The organism is Serratia ureilytica, from assembly GCF_013375155.1.
GTDB lineage: Bacteria > Pseudomonadota > Gammaproteobacteria > Enterobacterales > Enterobacteriaceae > Serratia > Serratia ureilytica.
In genome coordinates this window covers 249,649-272,587 of record NZ_JABXOF010000009.1, presented here as the reverse complement: position 1 = coordinate 272,587, position 22,939 = coordinate 249,649, and the positions used below count along the sequence as shown (strand labels likewise).

Annotated in this window: 24 protein-coding genes; 20 read left to right on the top strand and 4 right to left on the bottom strand. The window is 57.8% G+C overall.

What is annotated here, in order from left to right; translation table 11 throughout:
* The first annotated feature begins 482 nt into the window (after positions 1–482).
* From atpI to HWW83_RS17975, 19 genes are all read left to right on the top strand, one after another.
* Positions 483–866 (top strand): F0F1 ATP synthase subunit I, encoded by a 384-nt coding sequence (atpI, locus tag HWW83_RS18065; RefSeq protein ID WP_004933796.1) that lies wholly within the window; start codon positions 483–485, stop codon positions 864–866.
* A gap of 22 nt (positions 867–888) precedes the next feature.
* A complete protein-coding gene (gene atpB / locus HWW83_RS18060; protein WP_015376132.1) occupies positions 889–1,668 on the top strand; it encodes a F0F1 ATP synthase subunit A in 780 nt (259 codons plus the stop codon).
* Between the two features lie 49 nt (positions 1,669–1,717).
* Complete coding sequence (atpE, locus tag HWW83_RS18055; protein WP_004093904.1) at positions 1,718–1,957, top strand: F0F1 ATP synthase subunit C; 240 nt, start codon at positions 1,718–1,720, stop codon at positions 1,955–1,957.
* A 57-nt stretch (positions 1,958–2,014) separates the two neighbouring features.
* A complete protein-coding gene (gene atpF / locus HWW83_RS18050; protein ID WP_004933804.1) occupies positions 2,015–2,485 on the top strand; it encodes a F0F1 ATP synthase subunit B in 471 nt (156 codons plus the stop codon).
* Between the two features lie 14 nt (positions 2,486–2,499).
* Positions 2,500–3,033, top strand: a complete 534-nt coding sequence (gene atpH, locus HWW83_RS18045; RefSeq protein ID WP_025160298.1) for a F0F1 ATP synthase subunit delta — start codon at positions 2,500–2,502, stop codon at positions 3,031–3,033.
* A gap of 12 nt (positions 3,034–3,045) precedes the next feature.
* Entirely contained in the window at positions 3,046–4,587 is a 1,542-nt protein-coding gene (gene atpA / locus HWW83_RS18040; RefSeq protein WP_004933808.1) for a F0F1 ATP synthase subunit alpha, read from the top strand.
* A gap of 59 nt (positions 4,588–4,646) precedes the next feature.
* Positions 4,647–5,510 (top strand): F0F1 ATP synthase subunit gamma, encoded by an 864-nt coding sequence (gene atpG / locus HWW83_RS18035; protein ID WP_004933811.1) that lies wholly within the window; start codon positions 4,647–4,649, stop codon positions 5,508–5,510.
* Between the two features lie 32 nt (positions 5,511–5,542).
* A complete protein-coding gene (atpD, locus tag HWW83_RS18030; protein ID WP_004933813.1) occupies positions 5,543–6,925 on the top strand; it encodes a F0F1 ATP synthase subunit beta in 1,383 nt (460 codons plus the stop codon).
* A gap of 20 nt (positions 6,926–6,945) precedes the next feature.
* Positions 6,946–7,365 carry a F0F1 ATP synthase subunit epsilon gene (locus tag HWW83_RS18025; protein ID WP_004933814.1) on the top strand — a complete coding sequence of 140 codons (420 nt, stop codon included), beginning with the start codon at positions 6,946–6,948 and terminating at the stop codon, positions 7,363–7,365.
* A 290-nt stretch (positions 7,366–7,655) separates the two neighbouring features.
* Positions 7,656–9,029: a bifunctional UDP-N-acetylglucosamine diphosphorylase/glucosamine-1-phosphate N-acetyltransferase GlmU gene (gene glmU / locus HWW83_RS18020; RefSeq protein ID WP_046687989.1), complete on the top strand. Its 1,374-nt coding sequence runs from the start codon at positions 7,656–7,658 to the stop codon at positions 9,027–9,029.
* 152 nt (positions 9,030–9,181) lie between these two features.
* Complete coding sequence (gene glmS, locus HWW83_RS18015; RefSeq protein ID WP_089197565.1) at positions 9,182–11,011, top strand: glutamine--fructose-6-phosphate transaminase (isomerizing); 1,830 nt, start codon at positions 9,182–9,184, stop codon at positions 11,009–11,011.
* Between the two features lie 336 nt (positions 11,012–11,347).
* Positions 11,348–12,388 carry a phosphate ABC transporter substrate-binding protein PstS gene (gene pstS / locus HWW83_RS18010; protein WP_033645155.1) on the top strand — a complete coding sequence of 347 codons (1,041 nt, stop codon included), beginning with the start codon at positions 11,348–11,350 and terminating at the stop codon, positions 12,386–12,388.
* Between the two features lie 91 nt (positions 12,389–12,479).
* Positions 12,480–13,436 (top strand): phosphate ABC transporter permease PstC, encoded by a 957-nt coding sequence (gene pstC, locus HWW83_RS18005; protein WP_004933822.1) that lies wholly within the window; start codon positions 12,480–12,482, stop codon positions 13,434–13,436.
* Between the two features lies 1 nt (position 13,437).
* Positions 13,438–14,328: a phosphate ABC transporter permease PstA gene (gene pstA, locus HWW83_RS18000; RefSeq protein WP_019455481.1), complete on the top strand. Its 891-nt coding sequence runs from the start codon at positions 13,438–13,440 to the stop codon at positions 14,326–14,328.
* Positions 14,329–14,382: 54 nt separating this feature from the next.
* Complete coding sequence (gene pstB / locus HWW83_RS17995; RefSeq protein WP_016929614.1) at positions 14,383–15,153, top strand: phosphate ABC transporter ATP-binding protein PstB; 771 nt, start codon at positions 14,383–14,385, stop codon at positions 15,151–15,153.
* Between the two features lie 11 nt (positions 15,154–15,164).
* Positions 15,165–15,899 carry a phosphate signaling complex protein PhoU gene (phoU, locus tag HWW83_RS17990; protein WP_004933833.1) on the top strand — a complete coding sequence of 245 codons (735 nt, stop codon included), beginning with the start codon at positions 15,165–15,167 and terminating at the stop codon, positions 15,897–15,899.
* A 168-nt stretch (positions 15,900–16,067) separates the two neighbouring features.
* Positions 16,068–16,907: an ABC transporter substrate-binding protein gene (locus HWW83_RS17985; RefSeq protein ID WP_025304747.1), complete on the top strand. Its 840-nt coding sequence runs from the start codon at positions 16,068–16,070 to the stop codon at positions 16,905–16,907.
* Positions 16,908–16,988: 81 nt separating this feature from the next.
* On the top strand, positions 16,989–17,702 hold the full coding sequence (locus HWW83_RS17980) for an amino acid ABC transporter permease (RefSeq protein ID WP_033645154.1): 714 nt from the start codon (positions 16,989–16,991) through the stop codon (positions 17,700–17,702).
* A gap of 1 nt (position 17,703) precedes the next feature.
* Positions 17,704–18,444 carry an amino acid ABC transporter permease gene (locus HWW83_RS17975; RefSeq protein WP_033645153.1) on the top strand — a complete coding sequence of 247 codons (741 nt, stop codon included), beginning with the start codon at positions 17,704–17,706 and terminating at the stop codon, positions 18,442–18,444.
* On the opposite strand, the gene yieH is transcribed toward HWW83_RS17975, so the two are convergent.
* Both yieH and HWW83_RS17965 read right to left on the bottom strand, forming a co-directional pair.
* Entirely contained in the window at positions 18,441–19,109 is a 669-nt protein-coding gene (gene yieH, locus HWW83_RS17970) for a 6-phosphogluconate phosphatase (protein WP_004933845.1), read from the bottom strand. The genes HWW83_RS17975 and yieH overlap by 4 nt on opposite strands.
* 46 nt (positions 19,110–19,155) lie before the next feature.
* Positions 19,156–19,560, bottom strand: a complete 405-nt coding sequence (locus tag HWW83_RS17965; protein WP_033645151.1) for an NUDIX hydrolase — start codon at positions 19,558–19,560, stop codon at positions 19,156–19,158.
* Positions 19,561–19,795: 235 nt separating this feature from the next.
* On the opposite strand from HWW83_RS17965, the gene HWW83_RS17960 reads away from it, so the two are divergent.
* The gene (locus tag HWW83_RS17960; protein ID WP_176589462.1) at positions 19,796–21,133 is read left to right on the top strand and encodes an NCS2 family permease; all 1,338 of its coding nucleotides are present in this window, start codon (positions 19,796–19,798) and stop codon (positions 21,131–21,133) included.
* A 35-nt stretch (positions 21,134–21,168) separates the two neighbouring features.
* Here HWW83_RS17960 and HWW83_RS17955 read toward each other — a convergent pair whose 3' ends face one another.
* Entirely contained in the window at positions 21,169–22,221 is a 1,053-nt protein-coding gene (locus tag HWW83_RS17955; protein ID WP_033645149.1) for an alpha/beta hydrolase, read from the bottom strand.
* Between the two features lie 76 nt (positions 22,222–22,297).
* Positions 22,298–22,864, bottom strand: a complete 567-nt coding sequence (locus HWW83_RS17950) for an NADPH-dependent FMN reductase (RefSeq protein ID WP_033645148.1) — start codon at positions 22,862–22,864, stop codon at positions 22,298–22,300.
* Between the last annotated feature and the right edge of the window lie 75 nt (positions 22,865–22,939).

Genomic DNA, 22,939 nt, shown 5'->3' with positions numbered 1-22,939 from the left:
CACGTTAGCAATCATGTGCGAAAGATTGGCCTTTGCTGCTAATGTTAATTGGCTGTTGGAATATTGCCCCGTTGCTTGTCAATAAAAGGTTTTCATCGGGTATACGGATTGTTTTTGAACAGTTAACTGATAATGTTTTGATTTATATAATCTTTTGATCGCTCAAATTGCTAAAGACGGTTTGATTGTCCATCGGCTATAAATCAGTGAAGGGCATTATTGTGATCGGCTTCGCGTTTCTAAACGCAACGCTGGAATAATCAGACAATTAAATGCGCCCTATTATTCCGACCGTTTTCTTGTGAAAATAGGCTGGAATAGGGAAATTTAAATAATTGTTCACCTTTTCGCTACTTATCGATTGAATTCGTTGGTATGCCCCGTATAATTTGCTCGTTTTTTGCTGCTTGACTCAGGACAGCAAAAACAGTTGTATACGTCACTCAGCATACCCCCTCTGGGGTACGGAGAGAACAAACGTCATGTCTGTGTCCCTATACAGCGGGAAAGTCGCACGCAAACTGCTGTTTTTGCAGTTAATGACTTTTGTTCTGATCAGCGTTGCTTTCTGGCTGAAAAGCCCGGAATGGAGCGCTTCGGCGTTGGCAGGCGGTCTCGCCGCCTGGTTGCCGAGTGCAATGTTTATGCTGTTTGCCTTGCGCCATCAGGCGCAAACGCCGGCGCCCGGTAGGGTTGCCTGGTCGTTCGCCATCGGCGAGGGGCTAAAGGTCGTGATCACCATCGTTTTGCTGATCGTGGCGCTGGGGGTGTTCAAGGCGGAGTTTATACCGCTTGGCCTGACCTATTTAGCGGTGTTAGTGGTGCAGATAGTGGCACCGGCCGTGATTAACAGTTACCGAACTTAACTAAATAAGGGTAAGAGGCATCATGTCTGCAGGAGAAGTCTTGACTCCACAGGAGTATATCGGTCACCACCTGACGCAGCTTCAGGTCGGGACTGGGTTCTGGTCGATCAACATCGACTCGATGTTTTTCTCCGTCGTCCTCGGGGCGCTTTTCCTGGTGATCTTCCGCAAAGTGGCCAAAAACGCCACCAGCGGCGTGCCGGGTAAACTGCAAACCGCCGTGGAGCTGGTAGTCGGTTTCGTCGACAGCAGCGTGCGCGACATGTACCACGGCAAGAGCAAGGTGATTGCGCCGCTGGCGCTGACCGTGTTCGTCTGGGTGTTCCTGATGAACCTGATGGACTTGCTGCCCATCGACTTCCTGCCTTACGTTGGCGAACACATCCTCGGCCTGCCTGCGCTGCGCGTAGTGCCTACCGCCGATGTGAACGTCACGCTGTCGATGGCGCTGGGCGTGTTTATCCTGATTCTGTTCTATAGCATCAAAATGAAAGGCGTTGGCGGGTTCGTTAAAGAGTTGACCATGCAGCCGTTCAACCACCCTGTATTCATTCCTATCAACCTGATTCTTGAAGGTGTCAGCCTGCTGTCCAAACCTGTTTCACTGGGTCTGCGACTGTTCGGCAACATGTATGCGGGTGAGTTGATCTTCATCCTGATTGCCGGCCTGTTGCCGTGGTGGTCACAGTGGGTCCTGAGCTTGCCTTGGGCTATCTTCCACATCCTGATCATTACGCTTCAAGCCTTTATTTTCATGGTTCTGACGATCGTCTATCTGTCGATGGCATCTGAAGAGCACTGATTTTCTTAAAACACTTGCACTTTTAAACTGAAACAAACTGGAGACTGTCATGGAAAACCTGAGTATGGATCTGCTGTACATGGCTGCCGCTGTGATGATGGGTTTAGCGGCAATCGGTGCTGCGATCGGTATCGGCATCCTGGGTGGTAAATTCTTGGAAGGCGCTGCTCGTCAGCCTGACCTGATTCCTCTGCTGCGTACACAGTTCTTTATCGTTATGGGTCTGGTCGACGCCATCCCGATGATCGCTGTAGGTCTGGGTCTGTACGTGATGTTCGCCGTCGCGTAAGTAGAGCAACCCTCTACGACGTAACCAAACTATTAACTTTTAAAGAGGCATTGTGCTGTGAATCTTAACGCAACAATCCTCGGCCAGGCCATCGCGTTCGTTCTGTTTGTCTGGTTCTGCATGAAGTACGTATGGCCGCCGATCATGGCTGCCATCGAGAAACGTCAGAAAGAAATCGCTGACGGCCTCGCTTCTGCAGAGCGTGCCAAAAAAGATCTGGACTTAGCGCAAGCCAATGCGACCGACCAGCTGAAAACTGCCAAAGCAGAAGCTCAGGTGATCATCGAGCAAGCGAACAAACGCAAAGCTCAGATCATGGATGAAGCGAAAGCCGAAGCCGAGCAGGAACGTAACAAAATCGTGGCGCAGGCTCAGGCTGAGATCGAAGCCGAACGTAAGCGCGCTCGTGAAGAGTTGCGTAAGCAAGTCGCGATGCTGGCAATTGCCGGCGCCGAGAAGATCATCGAACGTTCCGTGGATGAAGCTGCTAACAGCGACATCGTTGATAAACTGGTCGCTGAACTGTAAGGAGGGAGGGGCTGATGTCTGAATTTGTAACTGTAGCTCGCCCCTACGCCAAAGCAGCTTTTGACTTTGCCGTTGAGCACCAAAGCGTAGAGCGCTGGCAGGACATGCTGGCGTTTGCGGCTGAAGTCACTCGCAATGAACAGATTTCTGAACTGCTGTCTGGCGCGGTTGCGCCAGAAACGCTGTCCAAGACGTTCATCGCGGTTTGTGGCGATCGGCTCGACGAACATGGCCAGAACTTTATCCGTGTAATGGCCGAAAATGGACGTTTACTGGTTCTTCCTGCCGTGCTGCAGCAGTTCATCGAACTGCGCGCCTCGCTGGAATCCACCGTCGAAGTCGAAGTGCTCTCTGCGAGCGCGCTGAGCGACGAACAGCAGGCGAAAATCGCCGCTGCGATGGAAAAACGTCTGTCACGCAAAGTTAAGCTGAATTGCAAAATTGACAAGTCTGTACTGGCCGGCATCGTTGTTCGCGCCGGCGATATGGTGATTGATGGCAGCGTTCGCGGTCGTCTTGAACGCCTGACAGACGTCTTGCAGTCTTAAGGGGACTGGAGCATGCAACTGAATTCCACCGAAATCAGCGAACTGATCAAGCAGCGCATTGCTCAGTTCAATGTAGTGAGCGAAGCTCACAATGAAGGTACTATCGTTTCCGTCAGCGACGGGATCATCCGCGTACACGGCCTGGCCGAAGTTATGCAGGGCGAAATGATCGCGCTGCCTGGCAACCGTTACGCAATCGCATTGAACCTGGAGCGCGACTCCGTTGGTGCCGTGGTCATGGGTCCGTACGCGGATCTGGCCGAAGGCATGAAGGTTAAATGCACCGGCCGTATCCTGGAAGTTCCAGTCGGTCGTGGTCTGCTGGGCCGCGTCGTTAACACCCTGGGCGCGCCAATCGACGGCAAAGGCCCGATTGAAAACGACGGTTTCTCTCCGGTAGAAGCTATCGCCCCAGGCGTTATCGAGCGTCAGTCCGTTGATCAGCCGGTTCAGACTGGCTACAAATCCGTTGACGCCATGATTCCAATCGGCCGCGGCCAGCGTGAGCTGGTGATCGGTGACCGTCAGACCGGTAAAACCGCGCTGGCGATCGATGCGATCATCAACCAACGCGACTCCGGCATCAAATGCGTTTACGTGGCTATCGGCCAGAAAGCGTCCACCATCGCTAACGTGGTGCGCAAACTGGAAGAGCACGGCGCACTGGCCAACACCATCGTGGTGGTGGCGACCGCTTCCGAATCCGCTGCACTGCAATACCTGGCGCCATACGCCGGTTGCGCAATGGGCGAATACTTCCGTGACCGCGGCGAAGATGCGCTGATCGTGTACGATGACCTGTCCAAACAGGCCGTTGCTTACCGCCAGATTTCCCTGCTGCTTCGTCGTCCGCCAGGTCGTGAAGCTTACCCAGGCGACGTATTCTACCTGCACTCCCGCTTGCTGGAGCGTGCAGCGCGCGTTAACGCCGAGTACGTTGAAGCCTTCACCAAAGGTGAAGTTAAAGGCCAAACCGGTTCACTGACCGCTCTGCCGATCATTGAAACCCAGGCGGGTGACGTTTCCGCGTTCGTTCCGACCAACGTAATCTCGATTACCGATGGTCAGATCTTCCTGGAATCCAACCTGTTCAACTCCGGTATTCGTCCGGCAGTTAACCCGGGTATCTCCGTATCCCGTGTTGGTGGCGCCGCGCAGACCAAGATCATGAAGAAACTGTCCGGTGGTATCCGTACCGCGCTGGCGCAGTATCGTGAACTGGCTGCGTTCTCCCAGTTCGCCTCCGATCTGGACGACGCGACCCGCAAACAGCTGAGCCACGGTCAGAAAGTGACCGAGCTGCTGAAACAGAAACAGTATGCGCCGATGTCGGTTGCACAACAGTCTCTGGTGCTGTTTGCCGCAGAACGCGGTTACCTGAACGACGTCGAAGTCGCCAAAGTGGTGAGCTTCGAAGCCGCGCTGGTCGCCTATGCGGACCGCGAGCACGCCGAGCTGCTGAACCACATCAACCAAACTGGCAACTTCAATGATGAGATCGAGGGCAAGTTGAAAGACATCCTCGAGACCTTCAAGAAAACCCAGTCCTGGTAACGCCGAACGGTCCTGCTGTTGAAAGACAGCAGGCCGTCTGGCACTGAGGAGAAGCAGAGATGGCCGGCGCAAAAGAGATACGTAGTAAGATCGCTAGCGTGCAAAACACGCAAAAGATCACTAAAGCGATGGAAATGGTCGCCGCCTCCAAAATGCGTAAATCGCAGGATCGCATGGCGGCCAGCCGTCCTTATGCAGAGACCATGCGCAAAGTGATTGGTCACCTTGCGTTAGGGAATCTGGAGTACAAGCACCCGTACCTGGATGAGCGTGACGTTAAGCGCGTCGGGTATCTGGTGGTGTCTACTGACCGTGGTCTCTGCGGCGGCTTGAACATCAACCTGTTCAAAAAGCTGCTGGCGGAGATGAAAGCCTGGTCCGAAAAAGGCGTCGAAACCGATTTGGCGCTGATTGGCTCTAAAGCGGCCTCTTTCTTTGGTTCCGTGGGCGGCAACGTGGTTGCCCAGGTGACCGGCATGGGGGACAAACCTTCCCTGTCGGATCTGATCGGGCCGGTGAAAGTGATGCTGCAGGCCTACGACGAAGGTCGTTTGGACAAGCTGTACATTGTCAGCAACAAATTTGTTAATACGATGTCCCAAGAGCCGCAGGTGCTTCAGCTGCTGCCGTTACCGCCCGCCGATGACGAAGAGCTGAAGAAAACGCCTTGGGATTACCTGTATGAACCGGATCCAAAAGTGCTGCTTGATACCTTGCTGCGCCGCTATGTGGAGTCGCAGGTTTATCAGGGCGTCGTGGAAAACCTGGCCAGCGAGCAGGCCGCACGAATGGTCGCGATGAAAGCCGCAACCGATAACGGCGGTAGCCTGATCAAAGAGCTGCAGTTGGTATACAACAAGGCGCGTCAGGCCAGCATCACTCAGGAACTCACCGAGATCGTTTCGGGAGCCTCCGCGGTTTAAGCTAGGTTTACGAATTACGTAGAGGATTCAAGATGGCTACTGGAAAGATTATCCAGGTAATCGGCGCCGTGGTGGACGTCGAGTTCCCTCAGGATGCCGTACCAAAAGTGTACGATGCCCTTGAGGTAGAAAACGGCACCGAAAAACTGGTGTTGGAAGTTCAGCAACAGCTGGGCGGTGGCGTGGTTCGCTGTATCGCAATGGGGACCTCCGACGGTCTGCGTCGCGGTCTGAAAGTGAACAACCTGGACCACCCGATTGAAGTGCCGGTGGGTAAAGCTACCCTGGGCCGTATCATGAACGTATTGGGTCAACCGATCGACATGAAAGGCGACATCGGCGAAGAAGAGCGTTGGGCGATTCACCGCGCGGCGCCAAGCTACGAAGAGCTGTCCAGCTCCCAGGAACTGCTGGAAACCGGTATCAAGGTAATGGACCTGATTTGTCCATTCGCCAAGGGCGGTAAAGTCGGTCTGTTCGGCGGTGCGGGCGTAGGTAAAACCGTAAACATGATGGAGCTGATCCGTAACATCGCGATCGAGCACTCCGGTTATTCCGTGTTTGCGGGCGTGGGCGAGCGTACTCGTGAGGGTAACGACTTCTACCACGAAATGACCGACTCCAACGTTCTGGACAAAGTATCCCTGGTTTACGGCCAGATGAACGAGCCACCAGGTAACCGTCTGCGCGTTGCGCTGACCGGTCTGACCATGGCGGAGAAATTCCGTGACGAAGGCCGTGACGTTCTGCTGTTCGTTGACAACATCTACCGTTACACCCTGGCCGGTACCGAAGTGTCCGCACTTCTGGGCCGTATGCCATCCGCGGTAGGTTATCAGCCGACGCTGGCGGAAGAGATGGGCGTTCTGCAAGAACGTATCACCTCGACCAAGACCGGTTCCATCACTTCCGTACAGGCCGTTTACGTTCCTGCGGATGACTTGACTGACCCGTCTCCAGCCACCACCTTTGCGCACTTGGACGCAACCGTGGTACTGAGCCGTAACATCGCTTCTCTGGGTATCTACCCGGCCGTTGACCCGCTGGATTCCACCAGCCGTCAGCTGGATCCGCTGGTTGTTGGCCAGGAGCACTACGACGTAGCGCGTGGCGTGCAGTCCATTCTGCAACGCTACCAGGAACTGAAAGATATCATCGCGATCCTGGGTATGGACGAGCTGTCTGAAGAAGACAAACTGGTCGTATCCCGTGCGCGTAAGATCCAACGCTTCCTGTCTCAGCCGTTCTTCGTGGCAGAAGTCTTCACCGGTTCTCCGGGCAAGTTCGTATCGCTGAAAGACACCATCCGTGGTTTCAAAGGCATTATGGACGGCGACTATGACCACCTGCCGGAGCAGGCGTTCTACATGGTTGGCACCATTGAAGAAGCAGTGGAAAAAGCCAAGAAACTGTAACGCCTTGAGAGGAGGGTGATATGGCTATGACTTACCATCTGGATGTAGTCAGCGCGGAAAAACAGATGTTTTCCGGCCTGGTGCAGAAGATCCAGGTGACAGGCAGCGAAGGTGAACTGGGGATCTTCCCTGGCCATGCGCCGCTGCTGACTGCCATCAAGCCTGGCATGGTGCGTATTGTTAAGCAGCACGGTGAAGAAGAGTTCATCTACCTGTCCGGCGGCATCCTCGAGGTGCAGCCGAGCGTGGTTACCGTGCTGGCGGACACTGCTATCCGTGGTACTGACCTCGACGAAGCGAGAGCGTTGGAAGCTAAGCGTAAAGCTGAAGAACACATTCGCAGCTCTCATGGCGATGTCGACTATGCTCAGGCATCCGCTGAACTGGCGAAAGCGATCGCAAAACTGCGCGTTATCGAGCTCACCAGAAAAGCGATGTAATGTTTGGGTGCAGAGCACCCAACTTTAAGAAAGCGGCCTATAGGGTCGCTTTTTTTTTACTTTAAAATAAGTATTTCAGCCCGGCGTAGAAAGTGGTATGTAACCCTGATATCCAGGGTGGAGTCGTCGCCAATCACCGACAGTTTTTTCGTCCTGAAGCCTAATTGGACATGATGGTGGCAGGCCAAGCGCTGCGCGGCCTGCGACGGTTTCGTGATGAGAAATATGTAGTAATATCGTCGCTAAACGGTTTTACTTTCGTCTATCAAAATGGAGTTATCAGGTTGCTTATGTCGAACAGCGCAATGAGCGTGGTTATCCTCGCCGCAGGCAAGGGTACGCGCATGTATTCCGATCTTCCCAAAGTGTTGCATCCGTTGGCCGGCAAGCCGATGGTGCAACACGTCATTGATGCCGCGATGAAACTGGGCGCGCAACATGTACACCTGGTATACGGTCATGGCGGCGATCTGCTGAAAAGCACGTTGACCGAAGGCGCGCTGAACTGGGTGCTGCAGGCCGAGCAACTGGGCACTGGCCATGCGATGCAGCAGGCGGCGCCGCATTTTGCCGACGATGAAGACGTGTTGATGCTGTATGGCGACGTGCCGTTGATCTCCGTCGATACGCTCACGCGCCTGTTGGCGGCCAAGCCGCAGGGCGGCATCGGCCTGCTGACGGTCAAGCTGGACGATCCGAGTGGCTATGGCCGCATCGTGCGCGAGCAGGGTGACGTGGTGGGCATCGTCGAACACAAGGACGCCAGCGAAGCGCAGCGTCAGATCAATGAGATCAATACCGGCATCCTGGTGGCGAATGGGCGCGATCTGAAGCGCTGGCTGGGGATGTTGAACAACGACAACGCTCAGGGCGAGTTTTACATCACCGATATCATTGCGTTGGCGCATGCCGACGGCAAGAAAATCGAAGCCGTGCACCCATCGCGTTTGAGCGAAGTGGAAGGCGTGAACAACCGACAGCAGCTGGCGACCCTGGAGCGCGTGTTCCAGTCGGAACAGTCTGAAAAACTGCTGCTGGCCGGCGTAATGTTGTTGGATCCGGCGCGTTTCGACCTGCGCGGTGAACTTGTTCACGGCCGCGACATCACTATTGATGCGAATGTGATTATCGAAGGTCACGTCAAGCTGGGCGACCGGGTGAAAATCGGCGCCGGCTGCGTGCTGAAAAACTGCGTGATCGGTGATGACTGCGAGATCAGCCCTTACAGCGTCCTGGAAGACAGCGTGCTGGAAGCCGCCTGCTCCGTTGGGCCGTTCGCCCGCCTGCGCCCTGGCGCGGAGCTGGCAACAGGGGCCCACGTCGGCAACTTCGTGGAAATGAAAAAGGCGCGATTGGGCAAAGGCTCCAAGGCCGGTCACCTCAGCTACCTGGGCGATGCCGACATTGGAGATGACGTGAATATCGGCGCCGGCACCATCACCTGCAATTACGATGGCGCCAACAAGCACAAGACGCTGATCGGCGATGGCGTGTTCGTCGGTTCCGATACTCAGCTGGTGGCGCCGGTGTCGGTCGGCAAAGGGGCCACCATTGCCGCCGGCACCACGGTGACGCGAGATATCGCCGAAAACGAACTGGTGCTGAGCCGCGTCAAGCAGGTGCACATTCAGGGCTGGCAGCGCCCGGTGAAGAAGAAGTCATAGTGTGTTTTGCGTTGGGCTCCATTCACGAGCCCAATACAAAACATAATAACCCCCACCATCTACAGGCTCGGGGGACGCACGGTAAAACCGGCAAAAATCAGGTCAAGGCATCGAAAACGCCCATAAAAGGCGTTCATTAGGAATATAACCGAATGTGTGGAATTGTAGGCGCAGTAGCGCAACGTGATATCGCAGAAATTCTGCTGGAAGGTTTACGTCGTCTTGAGTACCGCGGTTACGACTCCGCCGGTCTGGCGGTGGTCGACGATCAAGGCAACGTCAGTCGCCTGCGTCGCGTAGGCAAGGTGCAAAAACTGGCCGAAGCGGCGGAGCAGACCGATCTGCACGGCGGCACCGGCATCGCTCACACCCGTTGGGCAACGCACGGTGAACCGACCGAAGCGAACGCGCACCCGCATGTTTCCGACTACATTACCGTGGTGCATAACGGCATCATCGAAAACCACGAGCCGCTGCGCGAACTGCTGATCGAACGCGGTTACCGCTTCAACTCTGAAACCGACACCGAAGTGATCGCGCACCTGGTGCACTGGGAACAGCTGCAGGGCGGTACGCTGCTCGAAGTGGTTCAGCGCGTGATCCCACAGCTGCGCGGCGCTTACGGCACCGTGGTGATGGACAGCCGCGATCCGAGCGTATTGGTCGCGGCGCGCTCCGGCAGCCCGCTGGTTATCGGTCGCGGCGTCGGGGAAAACTTCATCGCTTCCGATCAGCTGGCGTTGCTGCCGGTCACCCGCCGCTTCATCTTCCTGGAAGAAGGCGATGTGGTGGAGGTGACTCGCCGCACCGTCAACATCTTCGACAAGCAGGGTAACGCCATCGAGCGCCCTGAGATCGAGTCCCAGGTGCAGTATGACGCCGGCGACAAGGGCGCTTACCGCCACTACATGCAAAAAGAGATTTACGAACAGCCGCTGGCGCTGAAAAACACCCTGGAAGGGCGTTTCAGTCATGGCCAAATCAACCTGAGCGAGCTGGGCCCGCACGCCGACGAGCTGCTGGCCAAGGTGCAGCACGTGCAGATCATCGCCTGTGGGACTTCTTACCACTCCGGGATGGTGGCGCGTTACTGGTTTGAAGCGCTGGCCGGCGTGCCGTGCGATGTCGAGATCGCGTCCGAATTCCGTTACCGCAAATCGGCGGTGCGTCCGGGCAGCCTGATCATCACCCTGTCGCAGTCCGGCGAAACCGCCGACACGTTAGCGGCGCTGCGTCTGTCCAAAGAGCTGGGTTATCTCGGTTCGCTGGCCGTTTGTAACGTTGCGGGGTCTTCGCTGGTGCGCGAATCCGATCTGGCGTTGATGACCAAAGCGGGCACGGAAATCGGCGTTGCTTCGACCAAAGCCTTTACCACGCAGCTCACCGTGCTGTTGATGCTGGTGGCGCGCCTGGGCCGTCTGAAAGGCATGGCGGAAAGCGTGGAGCAGGAGATTGTGCACGGCCTGCAGGCGCTGCCGGCGCGTATTGAGCAGATGCTGTCGATGGATAAAGAGATCGAAGCGCTGGCGGAAGGTTTCTCGGACAAACATCATGCGCTGTTCCTCGGCCGCGGCGATCAGTACCCGATCGCCATGGAAGGGGCGCTGAAGCTGAAAGAGATCTCCTATATTCACGCTGAAGCTTATGCGGCGGGTGAGTTGAAACACGGCCCGCTGGCGCTGATCGACGCCGATATGCCGGTGATCGTGGTGGCGCCGAACAACGAACTGCTGGAAAAGCTGAAGTCCAACATTGAAGAAGTGCGCGCGCGCGGCGGTCAGCTGTACGTGTTCGCCGATCAGGACGCCGGCTTCGTCAGCAGCGAAGGCATGACCATCATTCCTCTGCCGCACGTTGAGGAAATCGTGGCGCCGATCTTCTACACCGTGCCGTTGCAGCTGCTGTCTTACCATGTGGCGCTGATCAAAGGCACCGACGTTGACCAGCCGCGCAACCTGGCGAAGTCTGTCACCGTAGAGTAATTTGCCGCAGGTAAACTGCAAAAGCCGGCCTTCGCGCCGGCTTTTTTCATGAGTGACCTTAAAGATGACAGCGCGACCGATTCGGCGATAAACATTGTCATATTCAAGCGGATAGGCCGTGCCCAAACGGTTTTTTTGTTGTTTGGCAATTGCGCTATTTTTGAGTTAATTGATTGATTTTTAAATAAACAAACCCCATTCAAATGCACTGTAATATAACTGTCATATTGCGTACATTTTTCTGTCACCAAACTGTCCTATTTTCCCTCCTGCAGCAATACTTACTCTGATTAAAACGACTCGACGTCGATTTTAAGTATCCCATTAGGAGGGATTATGAAACTGATGCGTACCACCGTCGCCAGTATTGTGGCAGCGACCTTCTCCCTGACCGCCGTGTCCGCGTTCGCTGCTGCCAGCCTGACCGGTGCAGGTGCGACATTCCCCGCTCCGGTTTACGCCAAGTGGGCAGATTCTTATCAGAAAGAAACCGGCAACAAAGTTAACTATCAGGGCATCGGCTCCTCTGGCGGCGTGAAGCAAATCGTGGCCAACACCGTTGACTTTGGCGCTTCCGACGCCCCGCTGTCTGACGACAAACTGGCGGCCGATGGCCTGTTCCAGTTCCCGACCGTGATCGGCGGCGTGGTGCTGGCTGTGAATATCCCGGGCATCAAATCCGGCGAACTGACGCTGGACGGTAAAACCCTGGGCGATATCTACCTGGGCAACGTCAAAAAGTGGAACGATCCGGCTATCACCAAGCTGAACCCAGGCGTGAAACTGCCTGACCAGAACATTGCCGTGGTGCGCCGCGCCGACGGTTCCGGCACCTCGTTCGTGTTTACCAGCTACCTGTCCAAGGTGAACGCGCAGTGGAAAGAGAAGATCGGCGCCGGTTCTACCGTTAACTGGCCGACCGGTCTGGGCGGCAAAGGCAACGACGGCATCGCCGCCTTCGTTCAGCGTCTGCCTGGCTCTATCGGCTACGTAGAATACGCTTACGCCAAGCAGAACAACCTGGCTTACACCAAGCTGGTGTCCGCCGACGGCAAACCGGTCAGCCCGACCGAAGAGAGCTTCAGCAACGCCGCCAAGGGTGCGGATTGGAGCAAAACCTTCGCTCAGGATCTGACTGACCAGAAAGGCGACAACGTGTGGCCAATCACCTCCACCACCTTCATCCTGGTGCATAAAGAGCAGAAAAACCCTGCTCAGGGCGCCGAAGTGCTGAAGTTCTTCGACTGGGCCTACAAAACCGGCGGCAAGCAGGCTAACGAACTGGATTACGCCACCCTGCCGAAAGAAGTGGTTGAGCAGGTGCGTGCGGCCTGGAAAACCAACGTAAAAGACAGTTCAGGTAAAGCGCTGTACTAACAACGCAGGGGCGCGGGTTCGCCGCGCCCCACACAGTTCTTCAGGCTCCGATCCCGGTTGGGGCTGCCAGGGTTCAAACAGAGAGTAATCTATGGCTGAGTACAAGCCGACCATCAAAGCACCGGGCAAAAACGGTGACATCATTTTCAGCGCGCTGGTGAGACTGGCTGCGCTGATTACCCTATTGTTGCTGGGCGGCATCATCGTTTCGCTGATCTTCGCCTCCTGGCCAAGCATGCAGAAATTCGGCTTCGCCTTCCTGTGGACCAAAGAGTGGGATGCGCCGGCGGAGCAGTTCGGCGCGCTGGTGCCTATCTACGGCACCGTGGTCACCTCGCTCATCGCGCTGATTATCGCCGTGCCGGTGAGTTTCGGCATCGCGCTGTTCCTGACCGAACTGGCGCCGAACTGGTTGAAGCGGCCGCTGGGCATCGCCATTGAGCTGCTGGCGGCCATCCCGAGCATCGTCTACGGCATGTGGGGCCTGTTCGTGTTCGCCCCGCTGTTCGCCGAATATTTCCAGACGCCGGTGGGCGAAGTGCTGTCGGGCATTCCTATCGTCGGCGAGCTGTTCTCCGGCCCGGCCTTCGGCATCGGCATTCTGGCCGCCGGGGTGATCCTGGCTATCATGATCATTCCTTACATCGCCGCAGTGATGCGCGACGTGTTCGAACAGACCCCGGTGATGATGAAAGAGTCGGCCTACGGCATCGGCTGCACCACCTGGGAAGTCATCTGGCGCATCGTGCTGCCGTTCACCAAAAACGGCGTCATCGGCGGCGTGATGCTGGGTCTGGGCCGAGCGCTGGGGGAGACCATGGCGGTAACCTTTATCATCGGCAACACCTACCAGCTCGACAGCGCTTCGCTGTACATGCCGGGCAACAGCATCACCTCGGCGCTGGCCAACGAATTCGCCGAAGCCGAATCCGGCGTGCACACCGCCGCACTGATGGAGCTGGGCCTGATTCTGTTTGTTATCACCTTTATCGTGCTGGCGCTGTCGAAACTGATGATCATGCGTCTGGCCAAGAATGAGGGGCGTTAACATGGCGACGATGGATATGCAAAACGCAGTCGTTCTGGCGGAAAGCCGCCGCAAAATGCAGGCCTGGCGCCGGCAGAAAAACCGCCTCGCGCTGTTCCTGTCGATGGCGACCATGGCGTTCGGGCTGTTCTGGCTGATCTGGATCCTTATCGCCACCGTGACCAAAGGCTTCGACGGCATGTCGCTGGCGCTGTTCACCGAGATGACCCCGCCGCCGAACACCGCGGGCGGCGGCTTGGCCAACGCCATCGCCGGCAGCGGCCTGTTGATCCTGTGGGCGACCATTTTCGGCACGCCGCTGGGCATCATGGCCGGTATTTACCTGGCGGAATACGGACGTAAATCCTGGTTGGCGGAAGTGATCCGCTTTATCAACGATATTCTGTTGTCCGCACCGTCGATCGTGGTGGGCCTGTTCGTTTACACCATTGTGGTGGCGAAGATGGAACACTTCTCCGGTTGGGCTGGCATCGTGGCGCTGGCGCTGCTGCAGGTGCCGATCGTCATTCGCACCACAGAGAACATGCTGAAACTGGTGCCGGATACGCTGCGCGAGGCCGCTTATGCGCTGGGCACGCCGAAATGGCGCATGATTTCCGCCATCACGCTGAAGGCGTCGGTGTCCGGCATCATCACCGGCGTGCTGCTGGCGATTGCGCGCATTGCGGGGGAAACGGCGCCGCTGCTGTTCACCTCGCTGTCGAACCAGTTCTGGAGCACCGACCTGATGCAGCCGATCGCCAACCTGCCGGTGACCATCTTCAAATTCGCCATGAGCCCGTTCGCCGAATGGCAACAGCTGGCCTGGGCCGGGGTGCTGTTGATCACCCTGTGCGTACTGTTACTGAATATCCTGGCGCGCGTGATTTTCGCCAAGAAAAAGCATTCATAAAATTTTGAGCGCCGCTTTGGCGGCGCTGATGAAAAGAGAGAAGTCTTGATGAGTATGGTTACTGACGCTTCCAGCAGCAAAATTCAGGTACGCGATCTGAACTTCTACTACGGCAAATTCCATGCGCTGAAGAACATCACGCTGGATATCGCCAAGAACAAGGTCACCGCGTTTATCGGCCCATCCGGCTGTGGCAAGTCCACCCTGCTGCGCACCTTCAACAAGATGTACCAGCTGTACCCGGAACAGCGTGCGGAAGGCGGCATCCTGCTGGACGGCCAGAACATCCTGACCGACAACTCGGATATCGCGCTGCTGCGCGCCAAGGTCGGCATGGTGTTCCAAAAGCCGACGCCGTTCCCGATGTCGATTTACGACAACATCGCCTTCGGCGTTCGCCTGTTTGAAAAGCTGTCGCGCGCCGATATGGACGAGCGCGTGCAGTGGGCGCTGACCAAAGCGGCGCTGTGGAACGAAACCAAGGACAAGCTGCACCAGAGCGGCTACAGCCTCTCCGGCGGCCAGCAGCAGCGTCTGTGCATCGCCCGCGGCATCGCCATTCGTCCGGAAGTGTTGTTGCTGGATGAGCCTTGCTCGGCGCTGGATCCGATCTCCACCGGCAAGATTGAAGAGCTGATCAGCGAGCTGAAGGCTGATTACACCGTGGTGATCGTGACGCACAACATGCAGCAGGCGGCGCGCTGCTCCGACTCTACCGCATTTATGTATCTGGGCGAGCTGATCGAGTTCAGTGATACTGATAACCTGTTCACTGCGCCGCAGAAAAAGCAGACTGAAGACTACATCACTGGCCGTTATGGTTGATAGGAAGCATCATGGATAACCTGAATTTAAACAAACACATTTCCGGCCAGTTCAACGCAGAGCTCGAGCATATCCGCACCCAGGTGCTGACCATGGGCGGGCTGGTGGAGCAGCAGCTGACCGACGCCATCACCGCGATGCACAATCAGGATGGCGAGCTGGCCAAGCGCGTGATCGAAGGCGACGCCAAGGTCAACATGATGGAAGTGGCGATCGACGAAGCCTGCGTGCGCATTATCGCCAAGCGCCAGCCGACCGCCAGCGATCTGCGTCTGGTGATGGCGATCATCAAAACCATTTCCGAGCTGGAACGCATCGGCGACGTGGCGGACAAGATCTGCCGCACCGCGCTGGAGAAGTTCTCGCACCAGCACCAGCCGCTGCTGGTCAGCCTGGAGTCGCTGGGGCGCCACACCGTGCAGATGCTGCACGACGTGCTGGACGCGTTCGCGCGCATGGATCTGGACGAAGCGATCCGTATTTACCGTGAAGATAAAAAGGTCGACCAGGAATACGAAGGCATCGTACGTCAGCTGATGACTTACATGATGGAAGATTCGCGCACCATTCCGAGCGTGCTGACCGCGCTGTTCTGCGCCCGTTCTATCGAGCGTATCGGCGATCGCTGCCAGAACATCTGCGAATTTATCTTCTATTTCGTCAAAGGACAGGATTTCCGTCATTTGGGCGGCGACGCCCTGGAAAAGCTGCTGTCTCCGGGCGGTAAAGACGAAAAAGACGACTAACCCTTTCCGGGTAATATCCTTCCAAGGCGCGGTTTCCCGCGCCTTTATTCCATCTTAAGCGCGTAAAGATAAAAAGGTTATAAATATAGCTTTTTATATTATTTCCTGACCTATGTGGCGCTTGCTAGCTTATCCGCCAGCAGGACATCAACCACTTAGGAGCTTTCTATGAAACATCGCGCTTTGGCCTTAACGTTGTTAGCCAGTCTGACCGGTTTCGCCGCCGGCGCCGCGCACGCGGACAAACTTGACGATATCAAGCAAGCCGGCGTGGTGCGCATCGCGGTGTTCGACAGCAACCCGCCGTTCGGCTACATCGATCCGCAGAGCAAGAAGCTGGTGGGCTACGATGTGGATGTCGCCGACGCGATCGGCAAAGCGCTGGGGGTGAAAGTGGAGCTGCGCGCCACCAACCCGGCCAACCGCATTCCGCTGCTGGTGTCGAAGAAGGTTGACCTGATTGCCGCCAACTTCACCATTACCGACGAGCGCGCCAAGGAAGTGAACTTCAGCGTGCCGTACTTCGCCACTGGCCAGAAATTCATCGCCCGCAAAGGCGTGTTGAAAACGCCGGAAGACATCAAGAAGCTGCGCATCGGCGCGGATAAGGGCACGGTGCAGGAAATCACCCTGCGCGAGCGTTTCCCGACGGCGAAAGTGATCTCCTACGATGATACCCCGCTGGCGTTCGTGGCGCTGCGTAACGGCAACGTGCAGGCGATCACTCAGGACGACGCCAAGCTGGTCGGCCTGCTCGGCAACCTGCCGGCGGCGCAAAAGGCGGAGTTTGAAATTTCGCCGTTCAGCCTGACCAAAGAGTATCAGGGCGTCGGCATTCCCAAGGGTGAAGATCGCCTGACCGCCGCGGTGAACGAGACGCTGATCAAGCTGGAAAAAGACGGCGAAGCGGTTAAGATTTACGATCGCTGGTTCGGGCCGGAAACCAAATCCGCTCAACCGCGCGGCGATTTCAAAATCGCGCCTTTGGATCAGCAACCAAAAGCCTGACTTAACCGCTTGCGGTGAGATAGGCACGGAGGGGCGCAGCTTGCTGCGCCCCTGATGCATTCTGCAAGACAAGGATTGAACATGAACCTGGACTGGCTGCTGGCGCCGCAATACCTGAGCTGGCTGTGGCACGGTTTTCTGCTGACGCTGTGGCTTTCCGCCTGTGCGGGGCTGGCGGCTACGCTGCTGGGCTTTGTGCTGGCGGCGATGCGCGACAGCAGCCTGCGGCCGTTGCGCTGGCTGGCGATGGGGTACAGCTCGCTGTTTCGCAATACGCCGCTGCTGGTGCAGCTGTTCTTCTGGTACTTCGCCGCCGGGCAGATCCTGCCGTCCGCCGCCATGCAGTGGCTGAACAGCGCCCATCAGGTTGGCCCGCTTGAGTGGCCGTCGTTCGAGTTTCTCGCCGGTTTCTTCGGCCTGACGCTGTACTCCACCGCCTTTATCGCCGAAGAGATCCGCTCCGGCATTCGCGGCGTCGCCGGCGGGCAGAAATATGCCGCTCAGGCGCTGGGGCTGACCGGCTGGCAGGCGATGCGCTATGTGGTGCTGCCGCAGGCGCTGAAAATCGCGCTGCCGCCGCTGCTGGGCCAATACATGAACGTGATCAAGAACTCGTCGTTGACCATGGCGATCGGCGTGGCCGAACTCTCTTACGCCTCGCGTCAGGTCGAAACCGAAACCCTGCGCACTTTCCAGGCGTTCGGCGTGGCGACGGTACTGTATATCGCCATCATCGCGCTGCTGGAAGGCTGGGGCATGTGGCGACAACAGCGTAAACCGCTGGGAGGGCATTGAGATGGATTTCAGCGTGATTCACGACAACCTGGGCTACCTGCTGTGGGGCACCTGGCCGGATGGGCCGCTGGGCGGCGCGGCGCTGACGTTGGCGATAAGCCTGATGGCCGGGGTCGCCTCGGCGGTGCTCGGCACCCTACTCGGCGTGGCGCTGGCGATGTCGCGCGGCATCGCCGCCGGGCTGCTGGCGGCGGTGTTGGGCTTTTTCCGCGCCATTCCGGTCATCATGCTGATCTTCTGGACCTATTTCCTGTTGCCGATGGTGTTTGGCGTCGAGATCCCGGAAATCACCACCGTCGTGTGCGCGCTGGCGCTGATCGCCTCGGCCTATCTGGCCCATGCGGTGAAAGCCGGCATCGCCGCGATCGGCCCTGGCCAGTGGCAGGCCGGGCTTTCTCTGGGGCTGACCCGCTGGCAGACGCTGCGCATGATCGTGCTGCCGCAGGCGCTGCGCATGATGGTGCCGTCGTTCATCAATCAGTGGATTTCTCTGATCAAAGACACCTCGTTGGCTTATATCGTCGGCGTTGGCGAACTGACCTTCCTGGCGACCCAGGTCAACAACCGCAGCATGGTCTACCCGATGGAAGTCTTCCTGTTCGTGGCGCTGGTCTATTTCGTGTTCTGCCTGGCGCTCGATCTGCTGGCCAACGCGGTCAACCGCCGCTTCGGCGCGCAAACCCGCGGCCTGAAGCGCTCCTGGCGCTGGTGGCGCAACAAGCCGCCGTTGCCGGCCAGTTAATCGGCCGTCAGCCGCCAGCCGCGTTCGCGCCACAGCGCGGGCAATTGAGCCAGGTCGTCAAACGTTGTCACCAGCGGGTGGTCGATCGGCGGGTTATGCGGATCGGCGCAGAAGTAAAAGACCGGGATGCCGGCATTGATGCCGGCCTGCGCGCCGGCGGGCGAATCGTCCACCAGGATGCAGCGCGTCACCGGCACCTGCATCTGTTCGGCGGCGTGAAACACGATCGCCGGGTCCGGCTTCCAGCGCTGAATGTCATAGCCGCTGAACAACCGGTCATCAAAATAAGGCAGCATGCCGGTCAGGCCGAGCGAGTGCTGCATCTTGCTGACCGGCCCGTTGGAGACGGTGCAGACTGGCACCGTCACCTGCGCCAGCAGCTCGCGGGCGCCGGCAATCTGTTGCAGTTCGCTGTCGAACAGCCGCGCCACTTCTTGCCGATACAGCGGCTCCAGCGTCTCTTTTGCCAGGTCCGTGCCCTGCTCGGCGTTGACCCGATCGATGATCTCGTACAGCTTCACCCCTTTGTATTTCTTGAATACCTCTTCCAGCGACAGATGAATGCCGTAGCGGGCGAACATATGGACATAGGCTTTGCTGCACAGCACTTCGCTGTCCACCAGCGTGCCGTCGCAGTCGAACAAAATGCAGTCAATCTGATTCATGCGGGACAGGTTCCTTCGGGTTAACGCCGCTGAGGCCGCTCAGCGATCACTTGATCAGGCTACGCGCCTTGAGATCGTGCAAAATCAGCGCGGCGACGTGTGAACACTGCGGCAGATCGCGGCTGTCGCACCACTTCAGCTCGGCGATTTCGGCGGCCGGCTGCAACTGCCCGGTAAAGTCGGCCTGGTAGCAACGAATGCGCACCTGAGTGCCGTCCTGCTTGCCGTCCGCCGGGCCGGTGAACTCGCCGTAAAACGCGATGGATTGCGGCTGCAGCGCAACGGTCAGCTCTTCGTCGATTTCGCGGCACAGCGCCTGCTCATCGGTTTCACCCGCTTCGCGCTTTCCGCCCGGTACATAAAACAGCGTCTTGTTGTGCGAGCGCACCAGCGCCACTTTGTCATCTTTCAGCGCGATCAACGCGAGCTTATCGATAAAGGTCGAAGACATGCGGGTTCCTGTTTTTTTAGCGGGTAGGGTAAGAGATGCGATAGGCCATTTTATCGGCCGTGTCGGCAAACGGCAACGCGGCGGGCTGTGATGGAGAATGAATGCCTGTAAATACAAGCCGTTGACGCGTTTAGCCGTAAAGACGGCGAAAAAAACCTGTGACCGGCGTCAAAAGCCCCATTTTTTGTTATAGGATAGCCGGCGACTGTCCATTCCCATTTTCGGAATTCTGATAATGACCAAACCAGTATCTGGCCTTGACGCTGAGCAAGGCTTGCTTGGGCGCGTGTTTAAACTCAAGCAACATGGCACGACGGCGCGTACGGAAACGATTGCCGGTATCACCACTTTCCTCACCATGGTGTATATCGTGTTCGTTAACCCGCAAATTTTGGGCGCGGCGGGCATGGATACCCAGGCGGTATTTGTCACCACCTGTTTGATTGCCGCCTTCGGCAGCATCTTTATGGGCCTGCTGGCGAACCTGCCGGTGGCGTTGGCGCCGGCGATGGGCCTGAACGCCTTCTTCGCCTTCGTGGTGGTCGGCGCGATGGGCATCTCCTGGCAGGTGGGCATGGGCGCCATCTTCTGGGGCGCGGTCGGCCTGCTGCTGCTGACCATTTTCCGCATTCGCTACTGGATGATCGCCAACATTCCGGTCAGCCTGCGGGTCGGCATCACCAGCGGCATCGGTCTGTTCATCGGCATGATGGGGCTGAAAAACGCCGGCATCGTGGTGGCCAACCCGGACACGCTGGTGACCATTGGCAGCCTGACCTCGCACAATGTGCTGCTGGGGGCACTCGGCTTCTTCATCATTGCCGTGCTCTCTTCGCGCAACTTCCACGCGGCGGTGCTGGTATCGATCGTGGTCACTACCCTGATCGGCTGGATGCTGGGCGATGTGAAATACGGTGGCTTGTTCTCCCTGCCGCCAAGCATCACCTCGGTGGTGGGCCAGGTCGACGTGGCCGGCGCGCTGAACATCGGGCTGGCCGGGATCATCTTCTCGTTCATGTTGGTGAACCTGTTCGACTCCTCCGGCACCCTGATCGGCGTCACCGATAAGGCCGGCTTGACCGACAACCAGGGCAAGTTCCCGCGTATGAAGCAGGCGCTGTTCGTCGATAGCATCAGCTCGGTGGCCGGTTCGCTGGCGGGCACTTCTTCCGTAACCGCTTACATTGAAAGCTCATCCGGCGTCGCCGTGGGCGGCCGCACCGGTTTGACGGCGGTGGTCACCGGCCTGCTGTTCCTGCTGGTGATCTTCCTGTCGCCGCTGGCGGGTATGGTGCCGGCGTATGCCGCCGCCGGCGCGCTGATCTACGTCGGCGTGCTGATGACCTCCAGCCTGGCGCGGGTGAAATGGGACGATCTGACCGAAGCGGTACCGGCGTTTGTCACCGCGGTGATGATGCCGTTCAGCTTCTCGATCACCGAAGGCATTGCGCTCGGCTTTATCTCCTACTGCGTGATGAAGCTCGGCACCGGCCGCTGGCGTGAAATCAGCCCGTGCGTGGTGGTCGTGGCGCTGCTGTTCGTGCTGAAGATCGTCTTCGTCGACGGCCATTGACAGCCAAAGGGCCGACGTCCGTCGGCCCTGAAACCCTAGACTCCCGGCGTCGCATCCGGCGCCCGATCCAGCACCCATTGCAATGGCCGCCTGAAGCGCGCCTGCCAACTGCCGGCGGCATCCTCCCCTTGGGCGAAGTGCAGCGTCTGCACCTGATTATCCTCTCCGAACAGATTGGCGAAGTGCAATGCCAGCGCCTGCTCGCTGAAGTTCTGCCGATCGTAATACGCCATCACGATTTTCTTTTTCGCCGCCAGCGACTGCTGGGCCGGCTTGATCTCGCCGTTGGGGGCGATCAATAGCGCGCCGGCGTAAAACTGCGGGTACTTCGCGATCAGATTGGCGGCGTGCAGCGCACCCTGGCCGCGAGCGCTGAGATAAATCCGCTGGGGGTTCAGCTTTAACTGTGGAGCCAGCTGTTGCACCGTACGCTGAAGGGCGGCCTGGGTGCTTTCGTCGCTGTAATTCGACCAGCGGAAGCTGTTTTCCGACAACATCTGCGTGCCGTTGATCTCGATATAGGCCACGCCCATTTCGCCGAACAGCAGCCGTTCCTCGGGGCTGATGGCGGCGGCCTTGCCGTAGGTATGCAGGAAGATCACCGTTGGCCAACCTTCGGGCGGCGCTTCGCCGTCCGGTATCGCGTAGCTGGCTTTGCCTTCATAGCGGCGGGCGTGCTGCAGATAGCGCGCTTTGGTGGCGGCCAGAATGGATTGGTAGGTGGCGGAATGCTGGATGCTGTTGAAGGCGTCGTCCTCCAGCAGATTGTAGTAGTACCACAGGCCGCGATCGGCGCTCAGCTGCAGATAGCGCTCCGCCAGCTCGGTTTGCCCTTTCTCCGCCGACGATACCGCCAACTGGTAGGGGGCCCAGACGTTGCGGCCGTCTTCGCGCATCAGCGTCAGGTACAGCGACATGGCGCCCAGCTTTTTATCTTCCTGGTTTTGCGCGGATCGCGACAGTTGGGCGTTAAGCGCACTGTGCGCAGGCAGCTCCAGCGGCTCTTCACCGGCGGGATAACGCATGTCTGCGGCGAAAGCGGGACTGGTGATGGAAACGAAAAATAACGCTAAAATGAAAAAATACATGATGCTATGGCTTTAATTTCAATAAATTGGCGGACTTCATGTCCTGTTGCGGCGCCCTGCGGGCGCCGCGAGACCGTCATTCCACGCGGCGAATGAAATCGCTGAACGCGGACAGCTGGCCGGTCAGGAAATCCAACGTTCCCTGATCGCTCAGTTCACCGGCCTGTTCATCGACCTTGTTCTGGATCACGCCGCCCATAAACTCGGGCTTGTTCATCACCATCGCATCCAGGAACACCAGGATCTGGCGCAGGTGGTACTGGCAGCGCGCGCCGCCGATGGGCCCCATCGAGCTGGTTTGAATGGCCACCGGCTTGCCGGCCAGCGGTTGATTCGGCAAGCGAGACAACCAGTCGATGGCGTTTTTCAACCCGCCGGGCACGGAATAGTTGTATTCGGGGGTGACGATGATCACGCCGTCGGCCTGGCGGATCTGCTCTGCTATCGCTTCGACCGCGGCAGGGAAACCCTCACCCTGTTGCATGTCGGCGTCGTACAGCGGGATATCGCGGATGGAAGGCAGCGCTTCAATGGTGACGCCCTGCGGAGCCAGGCCTGGCAGGGCGCGGGCCACCATGGCGTTGTAGGAGCCTTTGCGCAGGCTGCCGAGCAGAGTGACGATTTTTAAGGCTTGGTCTGACATGATGATTCTCCCTTTCGAATGAGCAGATTCAGCGGACAACATGGGCGAATAGTAGGCTAAAGCTCGGGTCGAGAA